The organism is Bacillus cereus group sp. RP29, assembly GCF_040459765.1.
Taxonomy (GTDB): Bacteria; Bacillota; Bacilli; order Bacillales; family Bacillaceae_G; genus Bacillus_A; species Bacillus_A paranthracis.
On record NZ_JARVHN010000001.1, the window covers coordinates 2617831 to 2636505 of the forward strand.

Consider the following 18675-nt stretch of genomic DNA (forward strand, 5'->3'; position numbering starts at 1 on the left):
AGCTGTTGAGAGTATTCTCAGCAGCTCTTTTTAGTATGTGCATATGCAAGGGAATAATCACGCCAAATTTCATTCATTTTCCGTCTACCGACATCAACACCTTGGTTAAATTGAATGGCAGCTTGTTGACGTACCGCATGTACATGTTGGATTGCTTGTTGCAATTGTTGTTCCACAGAATGGGATTTTTTATTTGCCTGTTTTACAATTGAATATCCAGCAACAGTCCCTTGTGCCATTGCAATTTTCCCGCTTTCAATGCCAGTTATATTGCCGGCTACAAATAAACCAGAAAGAGGGGTTTCCATTGTTTCGGAATGGAGAGGAACATGCCCGCCTAATTCCGGAATGTAACGGAACGGACAGCCAGCTACAGCGGCTAGTTCAGCGAGAGGATATAAGCCACCGGCAATACAAACGAAGTCTGCTTCATATATTTGTTCCGATCCGGTTACGATATTTCCTTTCGTATCAATATTAGCAATGCGTACACCTTCAACTTGATTTGTTCCGATAATTTCAAGAGCTGCTTTTCGAAGGTGAAGAGGTGTACCGTTTATTTTCATTCCGCTGTTTGGATAGAAGGTTAATCCGGCTTTTCGAATCCAGTCATATTTCATAAAATGGCTACCTATGCGTAGAAAAGCAGAAGGAGCGAGATGAGCCGCATTTAAAAGAGAGTTTAAAACTTCTTCTGGTTCTCCAGCCTGTTGACTTAATTCACTTTTTTCAGGAAGTACGATATGTTCAACTTTGATGCCTGCTAATTGTAATTCATTCAAAATAGCGAATGACAAAATGTTAGCACCAATAATGATTCCTTTTTCCCCAACTTGAACGCGATGAACATTTGTCATTACTTGGGCTGCCCCGATTGACATGACTCCTGGAAGTGTCCAACCGGGAAGGGGAATGGAGTACTCAGCAGCGCCAGTAGCAAGTAAAACGAACGGTGCTTCTAACGTACCGATATTCGTATGTACGTACCAAGAACTTTCATCTTTATCTAAATTATAGACGGAAATGCCACATTGAATATTAACTGAAAGAGATTGTGCTTCTTCGTGAAGGCGTTTTGATTCTTTTATCCCGTTCCACCATTCTCCAGTAGGTTCTTGATGTAATTGTCCTAACAATCTTCCGCCAGGCTTCATAAATTCATCAATAACAAGTACATTCAGTCCAAATCGAGCGCAAGAGATAGAGGCTGATAAACCCGCTGGGCCAGCTCCGATAATTATGACATCATTCATCGCTTTTTCACCATCTCTCTCACGATATTTGGATGCTGTTTACCACTAGCAACAACCATATCTTTTTCAACGACAGTTAAGCATGCTCGTACGTTTGCTTGATTGTTTACTGTGACGCGGCATTCAGAACAATGTCCGATATTACAGTAAATACCTCGCGGCGTCCCGTTATCTTCGTGCACTCTTAATGTTCTTATTCCGTTTGCAAGTAAAGCGGCCGCAATCGTTTCATGTTCATATGCTTCATATTGTTGACCGTTAAATTGAAAAGTAATGCGATTACTATTATGTAAACTTCCTAAAATAGGGTGATGTGTAATTCTACTCATTTACTTTCACCTACCGATCCAAAAGTAACTGCTCGTACCGGTGGTTGATATTTCAATGGAATATCATTTGTAGTTACGCCTGGATTTGCATGTTCAATCATTCGATCTATCATCATTCTACATGTGCGGCCACCGCAAAATCCCATGCCAGCACGTGTTCTTAGTTTTAATTCTCTTGCCGAGCATTTATATTCAGCAATTGTCGATTGAAGTTGACCGTATGTAACTTCTTCACATCGACAAACAATTAAGTGGTCTTTATTCGTCATATGTATTCCTCCTCTAGTTCGGTTTGCACAAATTATACAATGCAAAAACTATGCCAATATAGAGGAGGTAAGGTTTATTGTAACCCGAGCTTTTTTAAACGGTTATATAAAGTGGCTCTCGTAACACCAAGTTGTTTCGCACATTCTAATTTATTTCCATTCAAAATGCGTAAAGCCCTCTCAATGACCTTTTTCTCATGTTCCTCCATCTCTTCTTGTAAAGAGAGGATTGTATTATTGTTGCTGAGTAATAGGGAATGAGCCGAATGTTCCTCTAAAGTTTCAGATGTATGAAATGGTAAATATTCTTGTTTTATAATACCGTCAGTCGCAAATACGACAAGTCTTTCGACAACGTTACGGAGCTCGCGAATATTACCTGGCCAATTGTAATGAAGCAGTTCATGCATAATGCTTGAAGGTAAGTCGCGAATGGGTCTGTTATAGTTGATTGAAAAATCGTTTAAGAAAGAGTAGGTTAATTCAATAATATCTTCGCGTCTTTCGCGCAGCGGTGGAATATGCAAACTAACTACATTTAGACGATAGTATAAATCTTCTCGGAACGTGCCTTTTCTCATTTCTTCTTGTAAATCACGATTGGTAGCAGCGATAATACGGAAATCAATATGAATCTCTTTTTCTCCACCAACTCGGTAATATTTTCGTTCTTGTAGTACACGTAAAAGTTTCACTTGCATATCGAGCGGCATTTCTCCTATTTCATCAAGAAATAATGTGCCACCTTGGGCGAGCTCTATTTTACCTTTCTTACCTTTATTATTTGCACCAGAAAACGCCCCGCGCTCATAGCCGAATAATTCACTTTCAAATAATGCTTCTGGAATTGCGCCGCAGTTAATTGAAATGAATGGAGCTTTAGCTGCTTCACTTGCATCATGAATTGCTTTCGCAAATACTTCTTTTCCAACACCACTTTCGCCGAGTATTAAAACAGTTGATTTCACCGAACAAACTTTTCTAGCTAATTGTATTGTTCTTTGTATAACGGGGCTCTTTCCATTCATCGCAAGAAAAGGGTCTGATTCATCTTTATACTTTGCTACTTCTTGTTCTAAACGGTGCATTTCATGTGACATATTGAATAGTTTTTCATTTAATGCGACTTGATTTGTAACGTCAGTTTCTGAAACGACTGCTCCTATAATTTCATCGTTACAATAAACTGGATTTGAGTTAATTAATACGAACAAATCTGGACGAGGTTGATGGAACTGAGCGATTATACTTTTTCCGTCATGTAATGATTGCAAAATTTCCAAATCTTTATAGTCAAAAAAACGAGTGATAGGTTGCCCAATAATCTCATTATGCTTGACTGAAAAGATCTTCTCGGCGCCATCTGTCCAGGTGCAAACGCGTTCTTTATCATCGATGACTGTAACGGAAGAATCCGTTGTTTGTATTACGGTGTTATAAAAAGAATGGAGTTCATTGTATGACTTAACAAGAAACGGGATGATTTGCTGAGCTGTTATACAGCATATAGGCTCTTTATTTTCGTTCATTATGATAACGACTATTTCATTGGAAAACGCGTCAATTAAAGCGGTGAATGATTCATCTTCATATATTACTGCGCAGTTATATTTTTCTGTAGTAGAAGGGCGGTAATAATACTTTCCGTTAATTTGCTCAATATGTTGCAAGCAGTATGTATGATTAATGGATAAAATTTTTAGAAATTCTTTTATTGTGGGAAATGAGAATGCCATATTGTCCTCCTATTATGTATAAAAATTTTGACAGTGATAAAAAAATAATACACTTATTTGCGATAAATTTAAAATATTTTTACAAATAAAAATATTATTTATAAAAATTGTATATATGTACAGTTGGCACGTCAATTGCATAAAAGAAAGTGAGAGCTTTAGGGGAAGGAGGAGTATTTTGTGAGGCACTGCGACGTTTTAATAATTGGCGGCGGTATTATTGGCTGCTCGATCGCTTATTACACTTCAAAATACGGAAGAGACGTAACAATCATTGAAAAAGGAGAATTTGTCAGCGGGACGTCTTCACGCTGCGATGGAAATATTTTGGCTATTGATAAAGACCCAGGATTTGATAGTCAAATGTCGTTAGTAAGTCAAAAATTAGTAACGGATTTAAGTGAAGAGTTAGAGCACTCATTTGAATATAGGGCACCAGGAAGTATTCTCGTATGTGAGTCAGAAGAAGAAATGGAAGCAGCGCAGCAATGGGTGAATCGTCAAAAAGAAGCGGGTTTACCGTTTCGAATGCTTGATAGGCAAGATATAAGAGCAGAATCGCCATTTTTTGCAGATGATTTATTAGGCGGGTTAGAATGCGCAACAGATTCGACTGTAAATCCATATCTTCTTGCTTTTTCACTTCTTGCAGAATCGAAGAAATATGGTACGAAGGCTTTTAATCATACGGAAGTAAAAGAAATGAAAAGAGATAAAGAAGGTTCCTTTATTGTAGAAACGACAAATGGGACGTTTACTGCGAAGCAAGTGGTGAACGCAGCGGGTGTGTGGGCTCCGAAAATCGGACAAATGTTGGATATAAATATCCCAATTGAACCGAGAAAAGGGCATATTATTGTAGCTTCAAGGCAACAACACGTTGGTTGCCGTAAAGTAATGGAATTTGGTTATTTAATTTCTAAATTTGGCGGACAACGAAAAGTGGATGCTTTAACTGAAAAATATGGGGTAGCTCTTGTGTTTGAGCCGACAGAAAGCCAAAATTTTTTAATTGGTAGTAGTAGAGAGTTTGTAGGGTTTCATACGAGGATAAATAACGAGGTTATTAAATGTATTGCGAACAGAGCAATACGTTTTTATCCGAAAATGGCGGATATGATGGTGATTCGTTCCTATGCTGGATTACGCCCGTGGACAGAAGATCATTTGCCGATTATTTCACGTGTGGAACATATCCCAAATTACTTTATAGCAGCAGGGCATGAGGGGGATGGCATTAGTCTTGCCGCAGTTACAGGAAAAGTGATTGAAGAGTTATTAAATGAAAAAGAAACAATCATTCCTATTGAACCACTTCGTTTGAGTCGTTTTACAGAAAGGGTGTTAAACGGATGAGGTCACAAAGAGTCTTTACGACGATTGATACACATACGGGCGGGAATCCAACGAGAACATTGATTAGCGGCCTGCCTAAGTTAATAGGCGAGACGATGGCAGAGAAGATGTTACATATGAAAAAGGAGTATGACTGGATTCGCAAATTGTTAATGAATGAACCGCGTGGTCATGATGTAATGTCAGGAGCACTATTAACAGATCCGTGTCATCCTGAAGCAGATATTGGTGTTATTTACATAGAGACAGGTGGATATTTACCGATGTGTGGTCACGATACAATTGGTGTATGTACAGCTTTAATTGAATCAGGTTTAATTCCGGTAGTTGAACCGATTACCTCGTTAAAGTTAGACACGCCAGCCGGCTTAGTTGAAGTGGATATCTTTGTTCAAGATGGAAAAGCGAAAGAAGTCTCCTTTTGTAACATACCAGCTTTTTTACTGAAACACATTACTGTAGACGTCGAAGACATTGGAACTGTAGAGGCGGATATTGCGTATGGAGGGAATTTTTATGCCATTATCGATGCGAAATCAGTAGGGTTAGAGTTAGTACCAGAAAACGCATCTACAATCATAGATAAGGCAATTCATATAAGAAATATCATTAATGAGAAATTTGAAATCATTCATCCAGAGCATTCGTTTATTAGAGGATTAACCCATGTGGAGTTTTATACAGATCCTACACATGAAAGTGCGCATGTGAAAAATACAGTTGTCGTTCCGCCTGGAGGAATTGATCGTTCTCCATGTGGTACAGGAACATCAGCAAAGTTAGCGGTATTATATGCTAACCAAAAAATTGAGATTGATGAAGAGTTTGTTCACGAGAGTATCGTTGGCTCTTTATTTAAAGGTTGTGTCATAAATACGACAAATGTTGAAAATATTGAAGCTGTCGTAACGAAAATTACAGGTTCAGCTTGGCTTATGGGGATGCATAGATTTTTTTACAATGAAAAGGATCCACTGAAAGAAGGCTTTTTGCTAATTCCGCCGATGGAACATGAAACGGAGGATGTAAAATGAACATTCAAAAAATGTATACAGCAGTAGACGTACACGTAAATGGCGAGGTATTCCGTGTAATCAAAGATGTACCATGCAAGTACTACTACAATTTAGAACAATTAAACGAACAATTTTCAGGTGAATTAGCGGAAGAAATGCAGCTTTTATTAAATGAACCGCGTGGTTTTATCGGTTTAAATGGATGTATCGTCGTTCCTTCTATTCATCCGGAAATCGATGCAGCTGTATTATTTTTTAATCATGAAGGGTCAATACCTCTTCATTACGGAGGTATTGTCGCAGTCATAACGATGTTACTAGAAAGTGGGTATGTAAAAAAGAGAGAGACGAATCAATACAAAATCGAAACGTTATCTGGCATATTTTTAGTTCATGCGTATGTAGAGCATGATGAAGTTGTATCTGTTTCGTTTGAAAGTAAAGTATGTTATATGATTGAGAAAAATTTACAAGTTGAACATATAAGTTACTCTCTCATACAGGCAGATAAAGTATACGCAGTTGTAGAAAAAGATGCGTATTCACCAGAAATTCATATTGAAAACATTTCTGAATTGAAAAAATGGGGAGAAAGTACACTACAAGCTATACAAAAACAGTCGTTAATAAAAAGGCTTATTTTAGTAGATTCTTCGCAAAAAGAAAAGAACCATATAAAGTCGATTACCTTTCATGAAGATAACTTTATCGTACGATCGCCAGGTTTTGTTTCTACTATTGTGTCTTATGTTCACGCGTTATTTAAAAATAATTATATAGCGGATAAACCTTTTATAAATGAAAGTATATGTAATAGCTTTATAACTGTTGAAAAAGTGAAGAAGGAAGAAATAGGTTACATTTTCCGTTTTGAAAGTAGAGGATTTATTACAGGGATGCAGACGTTTCTATTAGATCCTACAGATCCGTTTCCGACAGGATTTTTATTAAAATAAAATAGTAAAGGGAGAGATAAATATGAAAAATATTAAAGGGGCATTTCCAGTATTAATCACACCGATGGATGAGTTTCAAGAGATTAATTGGAACGGTGTAAAACAAAACGTAAACTACTTTATTGAGCAAAAAGTGGCTGGCATTATTATTAATGGAAGCACAGGAGAGTTTGTGAGTTTATCAAAAGAAGAACGATTTAAAATGGTAGAAACAGTATTAAAAGAAGTTGATGGTCGTATACCAGTTATTGTTGGAACTGCTGCGGAGACGACGAAAGAGACGATTGAATATACGAAACATGCAGAAGCGCATGGAGCGGATTGTGCATTAATTATAAATTCGTATTATTGTAAACCGAAAGAAGAGGAAATATATTTTCATTTTAAAGAAATCTCAAACGCTGTAAATATTCCAATTATGTTATACAATAACCCGTTTACATCTGGTGTTGATATGAGTACAGAACTCATGCTACGTATTGGAAAAGACTGTGAAAATGTTACACATATTAAAGAATCTAGCGGAGATATTCGAAAAGCGAGAGATTTAGTAAGACAAGGCGAAGGTGCTTTTCAAGTATTTTGCGGATCTGAAGATTTAGTTATGGAATCTTATTTAGTTGGTGCAACGGGATGGGTTTCAGTAGCAGGTAATATCGTACCGGGACTTGTTACGAAAATGTATGAGCATTTCCAAAATGGTGAATTAGAAAAAGCTTGGGAAATAAACGACGCTATTTTACCCCTTTGCGAGTTTCTTGAAGGATCAGGAAAGTATGTGCAAATTGTGAAACGATCAATGGAATTACACGGGCAAGCTGGAGGACCTTCACGTTATCCGAGACTCGGATTAACTGAAGAAGAAGATCAAAAACTTCAAACGATTATTTCAAAAATTGCAGCTCATGCAGCTGTTTAAATAAGGAGGAGAGCATATATGTTAACGAAAAACATTGAACTAAAACCAAAAGTGAAAGCGTTTTTAAATGAAGAAATTAAAATGTTTATTAATGGTGAATTTGTTCCTTCAATTAGCGGGAAGACGTTTGAAACATACAATCCAGCAACAGAAGATGTTTTAGCGGTCGTATGTGAAGCACAAGAAGAGGATATCGATGTCGCAGTAAAAGCGGCACGATCTGCATTTGAATCAGGACCTTGGGCAGAAATGACTACCGCTGAAAGAGCACATCTTATTTATAAATTAGCAGACTTAATAGAAGAGCATGGAGAAGAATTAGCACAGTTAGAAGCTTTAGATAATGGGAAGCCATATCAAGTAGCACTGGATGATGATATTGCAGCGACTGTAGAAAATTATCGCTATTATGCGGGATGGGCTACGAAAATTATCGGGCAAACCATTCCGATTTCAAAAGATTACTTAAATTACACACGCCATGAACCTGTTGGCGTTGTAGGTCAAATTATTCCTTGGAATTTTCCGCTCGTTATGTCTTCTTGGAAAATGGGAGCTGCACTAGCAACAGGTTGTACGATCGTATTAAAACCAGCAGAGCAAACTCCTTTATCGTTATTATATACAGCGAAACTTTTTAAAGAAGCAGGTTTTCCAGATGGTGTTGTAAACTTTGTGCCAGGTTTCGGCCCTGAAGCGGGAGCTGCAATTGTAAACCATCATGATATTGATAAAGTAGCCTTCACAGGTTCAACAGTTACAGGAAAATATATTATGCGTCAATCTGCAGAAACAATTAAACATGTAACGTTAGAACTTGGTGGTAAATCACCAAATATCATTTTAGAAGATGCTGATTTAGAAGAAGCGATTAACGGTGCATTCCAAGGTATTATGTATAATCACGGCCAAAATTGTAGTGCTGGATCTCGCGTGTTCGTTCACCGAAAACATTACGAAACAGTCGTAAATGAACTAGTGAAAATGGCGAATAACGTGAAACTTGGAGCAGGTATGGAGAAGGAAACGGAAATGGGTCCTCTCGTATCTAAAAAGCAACAAGAGCGTGTACTACATTACATTGAACAAGGAAAAGCTGAAGGCGCGACTGTTGCTGCTGGTGGTGAACGTGCATTTGAAAAAGGTTATTTTGTACAGCCAACCGTATTCATAGATGTTACTGACGATATGACGATAGTTAAGGAAGAAATCTTCGGTCCAGTTGTCGTTGTACTTCCATTTGATTCAACGGAAGAAGTAATCGAAAGAGCAAATCGCTCTTCTTACGGACTCGCTGCAGGCGTATGGACACAAAATATTAAAACAGGACATCAAGTTGCCAATAAATTAAAGGCAGGAACGGTATGGATTAATGATTATAACTTAGAAAATGCAGCGGCACCATTTGGTGGATTTAAACAATCTGGTATCGGCCGTGAGTTAGGTTCATATGCGCTTGATAATTACACAGAAGTGAAAAGTGTTTGGGTAAATATAAAGTAATAGAGAGATGAAATAATGAGATAGACGGACAACTGGAAGTTTTCATAATAGTTGTCCGTTTTCTTATATATAAAATAGTGTTCTAAAGAATGATAAGGGGGATTTGGATGGAGCAATTAGTAGAGTGGTTAGTAGGGCAAGTATGGAGTATAGGGCTAGTTATTTTCGCATTAGGGGCAGGGGTGTATTTTACTATTGCAACTCGTTTTCTACAAATTCGTTATTTTAAAGAGATGATTAAACTATTATTTGAAGGGAAGAGCTCGGAGACGGGAATTTCATCCTTTCAAGCATTTTGTTTAGCCTTATCAGGTAGGGTCGGAATAGGTAATATTGCAGGGGTCGCAACAGCTATCGCTTTCGGCGGACCGGGAGCTGTATTTTGGATGTGGGTAATGGCTCTATTAGGAGCAGCTAGTGCATTTGTTGAATCAACATTATCTCAAGTATATAAAAGTAAAGTTGGAAATGAATATCGCGGTGGTACACCATATTTCATTGAAAAAGGATTGAAAATGAAATGGTTTGCAATCATTGTAGCAGTCGTTGTAACACTTTCATATGGTGTTTTATTACCAGGTATTCAATCTAGTAGTATCGCAGTTGGATTCGAAAACTCTAATGGTATTAGCAAATATATAACTGGTATATTGTTAGTCATATTATTAGCGGCAATCATTTTTGGTGGCGTAAAGAGAATTGCAGGCGTTTCACAAATGCTCGTTCCATTTATGGCAATTGGATATGTAATTGTTACATGTATCGTATTAATTGCGAATGTAACGGAAATTCCAAGTATGTTCGCTTTAATTTTCTCTAGTGCTTTCGGTATAAATGAAATGTTTGGTGGAATCGTCGGTGCAGCAATTGCATGGGGCGTAAAGCGCGCTGTATTTTCAAATGTAGCTGGCGTTGGAGAAGCGACGTATAGCTCTGCTGCGGCTGAAGTATCTCACCCAGCAAAACAAGGGTTAGTTCAAGCCTTTTCTGTATACATTGATACAATTATCGTATGTACAGCGACAGCTCTTATGATTTTAATAACAGGTATGTATAATGTTATACCGGAAGGGAAAAGCGCTATTGTAAAAAATATAGGGAATGTTGATGCTGGTCCAATCTATACACAACAAGCAGTTGAAACTGTTATGACTGGGTTTGGTCCATTATTCATTTCAATCGCAATCTTCTTCTTCGCATTTACAACTTTACTCGCATACTACTATATCGCTGAAACGACACTTACTTATTTAGATCGTGAGCTTAAATATAGCTGGTTAAAACCAGTTTTGAAAATTGGATTTTTAATTATGGTTTACATCGGTAGCATAGAATCAGCGTCGCTTTTATGGAATCTTGGGGATTTAGGAATTGGTAGTATGGCATGGTTAAACTTAATTGCGATTCTACTATTAAGTAAAATCGCATTAAAAGTGTTAAAAGATTATGAAGCGCAGAAAAAAGAAGGGAAAGATCCAGTATTTGATCCTAAAAATGTAGGAATTGAAGGTTTAACATTTTGGGAAGAAAGAAGTAAAGAGGTTCAAAGAAAAAATGTTAAAGAACAAGAGGTAGTGGATGATAGTCTGAAACTGTAGTTTAAATAAACTGAACATTCACTCTATTGAACGAGGTATATTGCCTTCTTTTCATCACATACTACAGTAGGTACAGATAATTTGAATGGGGGTAATAATAAGATGGAACACGAACAACATCATAGTTCAGTAAATGACGTTCTACATCATTATAAAGAAGGAATCGGTAGTTTTACAAACCAAATTCCTGAAATTGCTGAAACATATAATGCATTCACGCAAGCTTGTTTTCAAGAGGGTTCTTTAACAAAAAGAGAAAAACAACTTATTGCATTAGGAATTAGTCTAGCAACGCAAGATGAATATTGTACCGTTTATCATACAAAAGGGTGTCTTGATCAAGGGTGTTCAGATAAAGAAATTCTGGAAGCGTGTGGTGTATCAGCAGCATTTGCTGGTGGAGCTGCAATGAGTCAAGCGGTAACTTTAGTGCAAGAGTGTTTAACAGAACTGAAAAATCATAAGCATTGAATAGAAAAAAACGTTTTAAACTTTATGTTTAAAACGTTTTTTATGTGAAATTACATTTGTATTCACTTTAATATTTTATATCTTCATAAATCGAATTCTCTACATCAGGAAGAACTGTGTATATGCTTTTACCGATTAAAGCTTCTAATTCTTTCTTAATTGCATAAAACCCTTTCCAATGTAATGATGTATGAGACGTTGTACCGTGACGTAAACCAACGGAAATCAATCTTCTTTCCAGCGTAGTAAAACCATCCGCGTCAGCAAGAGCATCACAAAGAGTAATTACTTTATTGTATAAATCGTAGTTACAATGTTCATTCAATATTTCAACTAACTGGATTCTCATATGATCAGGAACGAGACTCCACTCCGCTGCGATATCTATATGTTCATTTTTGCATGGGAATGAGTGTGTAACACAAATAACAGCGTTTCCTGTATACCCTAAATCATTCATATACATATAACCATCATAGGAATGAATGACCGATTTGGTAAAACCTTTGTATCTTCCGATATCATGCAAAAGGGCAGCATTATATGCTATATCAGCATCTACGTTATACCCATTTTTAATAAGTTCTATAATTATGTTTTCAGTTGCCTGAGCAACATTTATTGAATGTTCAAACCAAGGACCGGGGTTTTGTTCATATGCCCATTCGAGTAATTCTTTTGCATATGTTCTATCTACTATATATTTCATATCGTTATCCTTTCCCTAAAAAATCATGTTTTAAAGAATTTCATCTTAGTATATCATTATTCCTGCTTTAAAAATTGGTACAATGAAACAAAAGGGGGATTAGTAATGCAAAATTTAGTAATTGAAGAGATTAAGAAAATAAATGATGATATGGAAGAGCTTTCTGAACTTTTGAAAACGGTTGTAAATGATGGGGCGTCAATTGGTTTTTTACCTCCACTGGATCAAAAAGAATCAGCGAGATATTGGGAAACTGTTTTAGCACCAGAAGTGATCTTATATGTTGCTAAAATAAATAATGAAGTGGCAGGGAGTATTCAATTACATTTCGTTACAAAGCCTAATGGGATTCATAGAGCTGAAATTTGTAAGTTAATGACTCATCCAAACTTTAGACGTAATGGCATTGGACGTTCACTTATGCGCAAAGCAGAGGAACGAGCGAAGCAAGAAAACAGGACTCTTTTAGTGCTAGATACTAGAGAAGGAGATCCTTCGAATAAATTATATAAATCATTAGATTATCAAGAAGCTGGCAAAATACCAGAATACGCAATTTCTCCAAATGGTAATTTAGATGCAACAGTTATTTATTATAAATTTTTATAAGTGATGATTAAAATGCTGTCATGCTTAAAATAATAAAGTTTGATTTTTAACACCGTCTATATTTCTCTAGCGGTGTTATTTGAATTTAATTAATGTGCTAATTGAATTTGAGAAAGTTTTTAGAGGGTTCTTTTCGTAATGTTCCTCGACTTATAATGGATGTAGAGAAGATGACTAGGCAACTATAGTTATTTTCGCTTTATTATGGGAAAGGGGATGACGAGATGAAAACGAAAGGTTTACAGAAGGTGAAGAAAGTTATATTAAGTGGTGGGATATTACTTACAGGATTGTTAACTTTCGGTTTTTCAGAAAAAGCTTCAGCTCATGGATACGTAGAATCACCAGCGAGCCGTTCTTATTTATGTAAGCAAGGGGTAAATGTAAACTGCGGTCCAATTCAATATGAGCCGCAAAGTGTAGAAGGAATAGGTGGATTCCCGCAATTAGGACCTTCGGATGGTCAAATCGCAGGAGCTGGCCATTTCCCTGCTTTAGATGTACAGACTGTAGATAGGTGGAAGAAAGTTACGTTAAACGGTGGGACGAATACATTCAAGTGGAAACTAACGGCTCCTCATAGTACGAAAGAGTGGAAATATTATATTACGAAGAAAGATTGGAATCCGAATAAGCCTTTAACGAGGTCTGATTTAGATTTAGTGCCTTTCTATGTAAAAAATGATGGAGGAGCTAGACCTGGAACTTCCGTAACACATGAAGCAAATGTGCCAACTGATAGAAATGGATATCACCTTATTTTAGCTGTGTGGGAAATCGCAGATACTGGAAATGCATTTTATCAAGTTATAGATGTTAACCTTGTAAATAACGGTTTAGCATCAAATAACGTGCTAAATCATGTAGTGCAAGTTCCTACTTTATTTTAAATAAAGTATACATTTCGATCATCTAATTCATTTTAGATGATCTTTTTTACGAAAAACGATGAAAAATATAGAAGAAAGTGCAATTATTTATAAAAAATTATGCTTTAAATATTGTCATATTTGCTTCTTTAAGATATCCTTTTCATGAAGAGGTGGAAAACATGGAAAAAGTACTAGTTTTCGGGCATAAAAACCCAGATACAGATGCAATTTGTTCTGCAATTGCTTATGCAGAATTGAAAAAAGAATTAGGAATGAATGCTGAGCCTGTACGTTTAGGCGAAATCAGCGGTGAAACTCAATTTGCGTTAGACTATTTTAAAGTAGAAGGACCGCGTTTTGTTGAAACAGTTGCAAGCGAAGTGGACAACGTTATTTTAGTTGACCATAACGAGCGTCAACAAAGTGCTAACGATATCGAATCAGTTCGTGTGTTAGAAGTTATTGACCATCACCGTATTGCTAACTTTGAAACAAGCGATCCTATTTACTACCGTTGTGAGCCAGTTGGTTGTACAGCTACAATTTTAAACAAGATGTACAAAGAAAACGGCATTACAATTCGTAAAGAAGTTGCAGGTTTAATGTTATCTGCAATCATTTCAGATTCTTTACTATTCAAATCTCCAACTTGCACAGAGCAAGACGTAGCAGCAGCTCGTGAATTAGCGGAAATCGCTGGTGTAGATGCTGACAAATACGGCTTAGAAATGTTAAAAGCTGGTGCTGACTTAAGCGGAAAAACAATGGAGCAATTAATCTCTCTTGACGCTAAAGAATTCCAAATGGGTAATGCGAAAGTTGAAATCGCACAAGTAAACGCTGTTGATACAAATGACGTTCTTGTACACCAAGCTGAACTTGAAAAAGTTATCTCTGCAGTAGTAGAAGAAAAAGGTTTAGACCTATTCTTATTCGTTGTAACTGATATCTTAACTAACGATTCTGTCGGTCTTGCGATCGGTAAAGCAGCAAACGTTGTTGAGAAAGCATACAACGTATCCCTAGAAAACAATACTGCTACATTAAAAGGTGTAGTATCTCGTAAAAAACAAATCGTACCAGTATTAACAGAAGCATTCCAAGCGTAATATTATTGAGTATGATTTAGCAAAAAGACAAGTAGTCAGATTGGCTACTTGTCTTTTTCTTTCTCTAAAAAACAGAAAATTAGATTTTTAAAAGGAGAGTTGTGTATGTTTAATGATTTGGAGAGTAAATTACAGTCACTTTTAGAGCGAAATATTACTTCTGTTTTAGAATTAGAAAATTGGCTTTTCGATGAATTGCGTGTAAACGCTGAAATAGAAGAGAAGATAACAAGTAGTTTAATCGCCACGTATAGAGATACAGGTAACAGAAATATGCATGATTTACATATGTATAATCAAAATACAATTCAACCACTTTTAAAAAGATACAATGCAAAGTTTGACCAAAAATTTATAGAGTGTCCGTTTTCTAACTTATTAGACGAGCGAAAATATGCATTTATGAAAAAAGCAAGATTTGTAAAGAGTAAAATGTTTAATGAAAAAAACATTGCTCTTTCTATTAAAGAGCAAGAGTGCATTACGAAGTATAGAGAAATAATGTCTAACATAACAATTAATTGGGAAGGCGAGCAAAAGACGTATGCACACGTTAAAGCAAAGCTAGATAACCCAAATAGAGCTATTCGCGAAAAAGCTTGGTACGCTTTATGTGAAGCAAGGAGTGCAGTGAAACCAGAAGTGGATCGTATTATGAATGCACTTATACAATTGCGGAATGAGATAGCTTTAAATGCAGGGTTTAATAATTATAGTGAATATGCTTTTAAACAAAAAAACAGAGATTACAGTATTGATGATTGCTATAAGCTCCATGAATCTATAGAAAAGTATGTTGTACCAATTTGGAAACAGTTGGGAAGTATTTCTAAAAAGAATCTCGGTGTAAAAACGTATCGCCCTTGGGATCTTTCTCCATGTAATTTACCAAAAGTCCCATTCCAAAATGTGATTGATTTATTAAATGGTGTGGAAGAAATATTTCGAAAGACAGATTTATATTTTTATGAGAAATTTATTCATATAAGGAAAGCTGGATGCATTGACGTAGAAGAACGTGAAAATAAAGCACCAGGAGCTATTTGTTTTACCTTGCCTCATAGTAAAGAGGTTTTTGTGTATTCTAATTTTAGTTCTTCATTTTATGCAATTAATGCACTTATACATGAAGTGGGGCATGCATTTCATTTTTATAAACAATTTAAAAACGATAGTAGTATGCAGGAAAGATATCTGCGCGAAGAGGTGGCTGAACTTTATTCCCTCAGTCTTGAGTTATTAGTAATGGATAAGCTGAATGTTTTTTATAAGCAAGAGGATGAATATAAAGAAGTGCAACGCCTACAAATATATCGTGCTTTGTCTTTATTAATGTCGTCAATTGCAGGAGATGTATTCCAGCACTGGATCTATGCGAATCCAAACCATACACCAGAAGAACGTGATAAGAAACACGCCGAACTATGCAAAAGATATCAATATTCAACAGTCGACCTTGCAGGATTAGAGGATGAAATCGGTGCAAGCTGGATAGAGTCCTTTCACTATGTTCAGTTTCCTTTTTATAAAATTGAATATGCAATTGCACAAATAGGAGCAATGCAATTGTTTCAAATTTACTGGGAAGACCCAGAAAAAGCGATTGCTTTCTTTAAAGAAGGTGCGAGTGCAGATTGGAATTTATCTATACAAGAAATATATGAAAAAACAGGTGTCACGTTTGATTTTTCGGAAGAAAGGATAGAAAGTACTGCAAGTGTTATTTTGGATGTGATCAATGAATTAAAATAAGAATAGCATTCGCTATCCTTATAACTGTTTATTCGTAGATTTTTTCTTGTTTATATAAAATGTAATAATAGCTGTAATGAGAAAAATAGGTATAGCATACGCTTGCCCAACAAACAACTTCCAGCCCGCATGATTATAACTTTGAGATGCTGGAGCAATCATAGCGATTACGCAAACAATAATATAGAGTACTAGTGCAGGGAGTATATTTTTCATTTGTTCACCTCCTTTTCAGAAAATCACCACATGTATATTTATATAACACATTATAGCTTGAGATAACAAATATGTTTTTCTAATATTTATGTAAATAAAAGGGTTGTTTTTAAGTGGAATAGAATAGGTGTATGTAGAATGATATAGGGGTGTTACATATAATGAACAATATATTAAATCGAATAAAGAAAGATGTAAGTATAGAATTATTGAATACGCTATGGCCTGGTTTTAAGAGGGCTGCATTTGCACTATACGATGATGAGCATGTGTATGTATTTCATCATCCTCTATTTTTGAAAGATAATGATGAGTATAGTGTTTTAAAGTGGGATGAACAATTTAAAGGTGATACTTGTATTCTATTCAAAGATTATCCAACTGCTATCGTGAATATGAATAGATATAAAGATTATGCAAGTTTACTTGCGATTGTGGTGCATGAACTTTTTCATTGTCATCAATATTTGAATAAAGAAAGTAGATTTCCAAATGAATCTATAGGATTTCAATATCCTATAATAGAAGAAAACACAGAATTACGAAATAAAGAACGAATTTGTTTATATGATGCTGTTCATTGTAAATCTCAAGAAGAGAAAATTAATTATATTAAGCAATTTATTAAACTAAGAGAGCAAAGAGCTAGTGTTATGGGAGAAGATTTTATAACATATGAGCATATGATTGAAAGTATAGAGGGGCCTGCTTGGTATGTTGAAATGAATGCTTACAATGCAGTATGTAAAAATGATGAAAGCGACACATTACGAAAATATAGCGGACTCATTTTAGATGCATATGAAGCTAATTGTAACATTAGAAAGAGCTGCTATAGCTCAGGAATGCTTTTATGTTTATTATTAGATGAAGTCCTACCTGAATGGAAAAAAAGCTTCTTTAATAGTGATAAATCGTTATATGCTTTTTTAAAACAAAATATAAAGGTGGATTTGAGTTTAAATAATGAAATTACAATAAGTAAAGAAACGAAGCAAATCCTTCATTTTGTTCAAGACGAAAGAGATAAGGATTTCAACCACTTTTATGAGGAGAAGGGGTATCATTTGTATATTATAGGCAATATAAAATTAAATTCGTTTAATCCAATGAATGTAAAGTTAAACGGAAATAAAGCATTACATAAAACATTTTTAAGTGTAGGTATACATAATAAAACATATATGATAAATCAGCCTGTTTTAGCATCTTTTGAAGAAGATTTTAAAAATATGACAAAAGTTCATATCAAAATAAACAAAAAACCGAAAGAAACAAATAATGGATGGAATGTATTGGGGGTTGGAGATATAGAAGCTGAGTATGAAGAAGTAGAGGGTTCTATATTTTTATATTTAAAAAGTTAGAAATGAGGTAAGAAAAAACGATGAAAAGGTTATGCATAATTCCATGCGGAAAGAAGAAAATTTGGGATAAGTATCCTGATTACGGACCGATGGAGGCAAAAGATGTATATATTAGCCCGTTCGGAAAAGCATGTCAATCGTATGCAACTATGTTTTTTGAGAATTGGGTTATATTATCAGCGAAGCATGGATTTTTAAGGCCAAATGATATTGTACTAGAAAACTATGATCTTGCGTTTGATTCAAAGAGCGATAAGGTAATAAGTATAGAGCAATTACAAAAACAGATGGTAGATAAAAGTTTACTACAGTTTGACGAAATCGTCTTACTTGCAGGGAAAAAGCATAAAAAAGTAGTAACAAAGCTATATCCAGAAGAAATGATTACATATCCGTTAGAAGGATGTAAAGGAATTGGATATATGTTGCAGAGGTTGAAAGAGGCAGTGAAGGAAGAGGAGGAAATATAAGTATAGTTTCGGTCACTATGAGCTTAAACTGTTTTTAGGGAATTAAAACGTAAAATAGAGTTTTTAAGCATCGCCAAAAAGGTGATGCTTTTTGTTCGTGTCACCACTTTTTATAACGAAAACGAATTGCCTTCACTTTTAGAAAATGTAGGATGTATGGGTACA

General features: G+C 35.7%; 19 protein-coding genes. 13 read left to right on the forward strand and 6 right to left on the reverse strand.

Annotated elements, in window-relative coordinates; genetic code table 11:
• Positions 1–17 precede the first annotated feature (17 nt).
• The 4 genes from QCI47_RS13955 to QCI47_RS13970 all read right to left on the reverse strand — a co-directional run bounded on the left by QCI47_RS13955 (position 18) and on the right by QCI47_RS13970 (position 3587).
• Positions 18–1253: an NAD(P)/FAD-dependent oxidoreductase gene (locus QCI47_RS13955; protein ID WP_061130583.1), complete on the reverse strand. Its 1236-nt coding sequence runs from the start codon at positions 1251–1253 to the stop codon at positions 18–20.
• Positions 1250–1582 (reverse strand): (2Fe-2S)-binding protein, encoded by a 333-nt coding sequence (locus tag QCI47_RS13960; RefSeq protein ID WP_000087049.1) that lies wholly within the window; start codon positions 1580–1582, stop codon positions 1250–1252. Before QCI47_RS13960 ends, QCI47_RS13955 begins: the two co-directional genes overlap by 4 nt.
• Entirely contained in the window at positions 1579–1851 is a 273-nt protein-coding gene (locus QCI47_RS13965) for a (2Fe-2S)-binding protein (protein WP_000182238.1), read from the reverse strand. Before QCI47_RS13965 ends, QCI47_RS13960 begins: the two co-directional genes overlap by 4 nt.
• Positions 1852–1925: 74 nt before the next feature.
• On the reverse strand, positions 1926–3587 hold the full coding sequence (locus QCI47_RS13970; protein WP_309423110.1) for a sigma-54 interaction domain-containing protein: 1662 nt from the start codon (positions 3585–3587) through the stop codon (positions 1926–1928).
• Positions 3588–3767: 180 nt separating this feature from the next.
• On the opposite strand from QCI47_RS13970, the gene QCI47_RS13975 reads away from it, so the two are divergent.
• From QCI47_RS13975 to QCI47_RS14005, 7 genes are all read left to right on the forward strand, one after another.
• Positions 3768–4943: an NAD(P)/FAD-dependent oxidoreductase gene (locus tag QCI47_RS13975; protein WP_001215270.1), complete on the forward strand. Its 1176-nt coding sequence runs from the start codon at positions 3768–3770 to the stop codon at positions 4941–4943.
• Positions 4940–5977, forward strand: a complete 1038-nt coding sequence (locus QCI47_RS13980) for a proline racemase family protein (RefSeq protein WP_001257530.1) — start codon at positions 4940–4942, stop codon at positions 5975–5977. The genes QCI47_RS13975 and QCI47_RS13980 overlap by 4 nt, the downstream gene beginning before the upstream one ends.
• Positions 5974–6915, forward strand: a complete 942-nt coding sequence (locus QCI47_RS13985; protein ID WP_061130586.1) for a proline racemase family protein — start codon at positions 5974–5976, stop codon at positions 6913–6915. Before QCI47_RS13980 ends, QCI47_RS13985 begins: the two co-directional genes overlap by 4 nt.
• Before the next feature lie 22 nt (positions 6916–6937).
• Positions 6938–7834 (forward strand): 4-hydroxy-tetrahydrodipicolinate synthase, encoded by an 897-nt coding sequence (gene dapA, locus QCI47_RS13990; protein ID WP_073541739.1) that lies wholly within the window; start codon positions 6938–6940, stop codon positions 7832–7834.
• 18 nt (positions 7835–7852) lie between these two features.
• Positions 7853–9337, forward strand: a complete 1485-nt coding sequence (locus QCI47_RS13995; protein WP_061130588.1) for an aldehyde dehydrogenase family protein — start codon at positions 7853–7855, stop codon at positions 9335–9337.
• A gap of 107 nt (positions 9338–9444) precedes the next feature.
• Entirely contained in the window at positions 9445–10935 is a 1491-nt protein-coding gene (locus QCI47_RS14000; protein WP_000436985.1) for an alanine/glycine:cation symporter family protein, read from the forward strand.
• Between the two features lie 102 nt (positions 10936–11037).
• Positions 11038–11406: a carboxymuconolactone decarboxylase family protein gene (locus tag QCI47_RS14005; RefSeq protein ID WP_000399705.1), complete on the forward strand. Its 369-nt coding sequence runs from the start codon at positions 11038–11040 to the stop codon at positions 11404–11406.
• Between the two features lie 67 nt (positions 11407–11473).
• On the opposite strand, the gene QCI47_RS14010 is transcribed toward QCI47_RS14005, so the two are convergent.
• Complete coding sequence (locus QCI47_RS14010; protein ID WP_353811827.1) at positions 11474–12115, reverse strand: HD domain-containing protein; 642 nt, start codon at positions 12113–12115, stop codon at positions 11474–11476.
• Positions 12116–12220: 105 nt separating this feature from the next.
• Here QCI47_RS14010 and QCI47_RS14015 point away from each other — a divergent pair, with 105 nt between their 5' ends.
• The 4 genes from QCI47_RS14015 to QCI47_RS14030 all read left to right on the forward strand — a co-directional run bounded on the left by QCI47_RS14015 (position 12221) and on the right by QCI47_RS14030 (position 16457).
• Entirely contained in the window at positions 12221–12724 is a 504-nt protein-coding gene (locus QCI47_RS14015) for a GNAT family N-acetyltransferase (protein WP_074543344.1), read from the forward strand.
• A gap of 224 nt (positions 12725–12948) precedes the next feature.
• Positions 12949–13614: a lytic polysaccharide monooxygenase gene (locus QCI47_RS14020; RefSeq protein WP_000850064.1), complete on the forward strand. Its 666-nt coding sequence runs from the start codon at positions 12949–12951 to the stop codon at positions 13612–13614.
• Between the two features lie 161 nt (positions 13615–13775).
• Positions 13776–14705 (forward strand): manganese-dependent inorganic pyrophosphatase, encoded by a 930-nt coding sequence (gene ppaC, locus QCI47_RS14025; RefSeq protein WP_000416855.1) that lies wholly within the window; start codon positions 13776–13778, stop codon positions 14703–14705.
• Positions 14706–14810: 105 nt separating this feature from the next.
• Positions 14811–16457: a M3 family oligoendopeptidase gene (locus QCI47_RS14030; protein WP_000481354.1), complete on the forward strand. Its 1647-nt coding sequence runs from the start codon at positions 14811–14813 to the stop codon at positions 16455–16457.
• 18 nt (positions 16458–16475) lie between these two features.
• On the opposite strand, the gene QCI47_RS14035 is transcribed toward QCI47_RS14030, so the two are convergent.
• On the reverse strand, positions 16476–16673 hold the full coding sequence (locus QCI47_RS14035; RefSeq protein WP_000789869.1) for a DUF4017 family protein: 198 nt from the start codon (positions 16671–16673) through the stop codon (positions 16476–16478).
• Positions 16674–16834: 161 nt separating this feature from the next.
• Here QCI47_RS14035 and QCI47_RS14040 point away from each other — a divergent pair, with 161 nt between their 5' ends.
• Positions 16835–18040 carry a peptide ABC transporter permease gene (locus tag QCI47_RS14040; protein ID WP_074543346.1) on the forward strand — a complete coding sequence of 402 codons (1206 nt, stop codon included), beginning with the start codon at positions 16835–16837 and terminating at the stop codon, positions 18038–18040.
• Positions 18041–18060: 20 nt separating this feature from the next.
• Positions 18061–18510 (forward strand): DUF6884 domain-containing protein, encoded by a 450-nt coding sequence (locus QCI47_RS14045; protein ID WP_071741985.1) that lies wholly within the window; start codon positions 18061–18063, stop codon positions 18508–18510.
• The last annotated feature ends 165 nt before the right edge of the window (positions 18511–18675 follow it).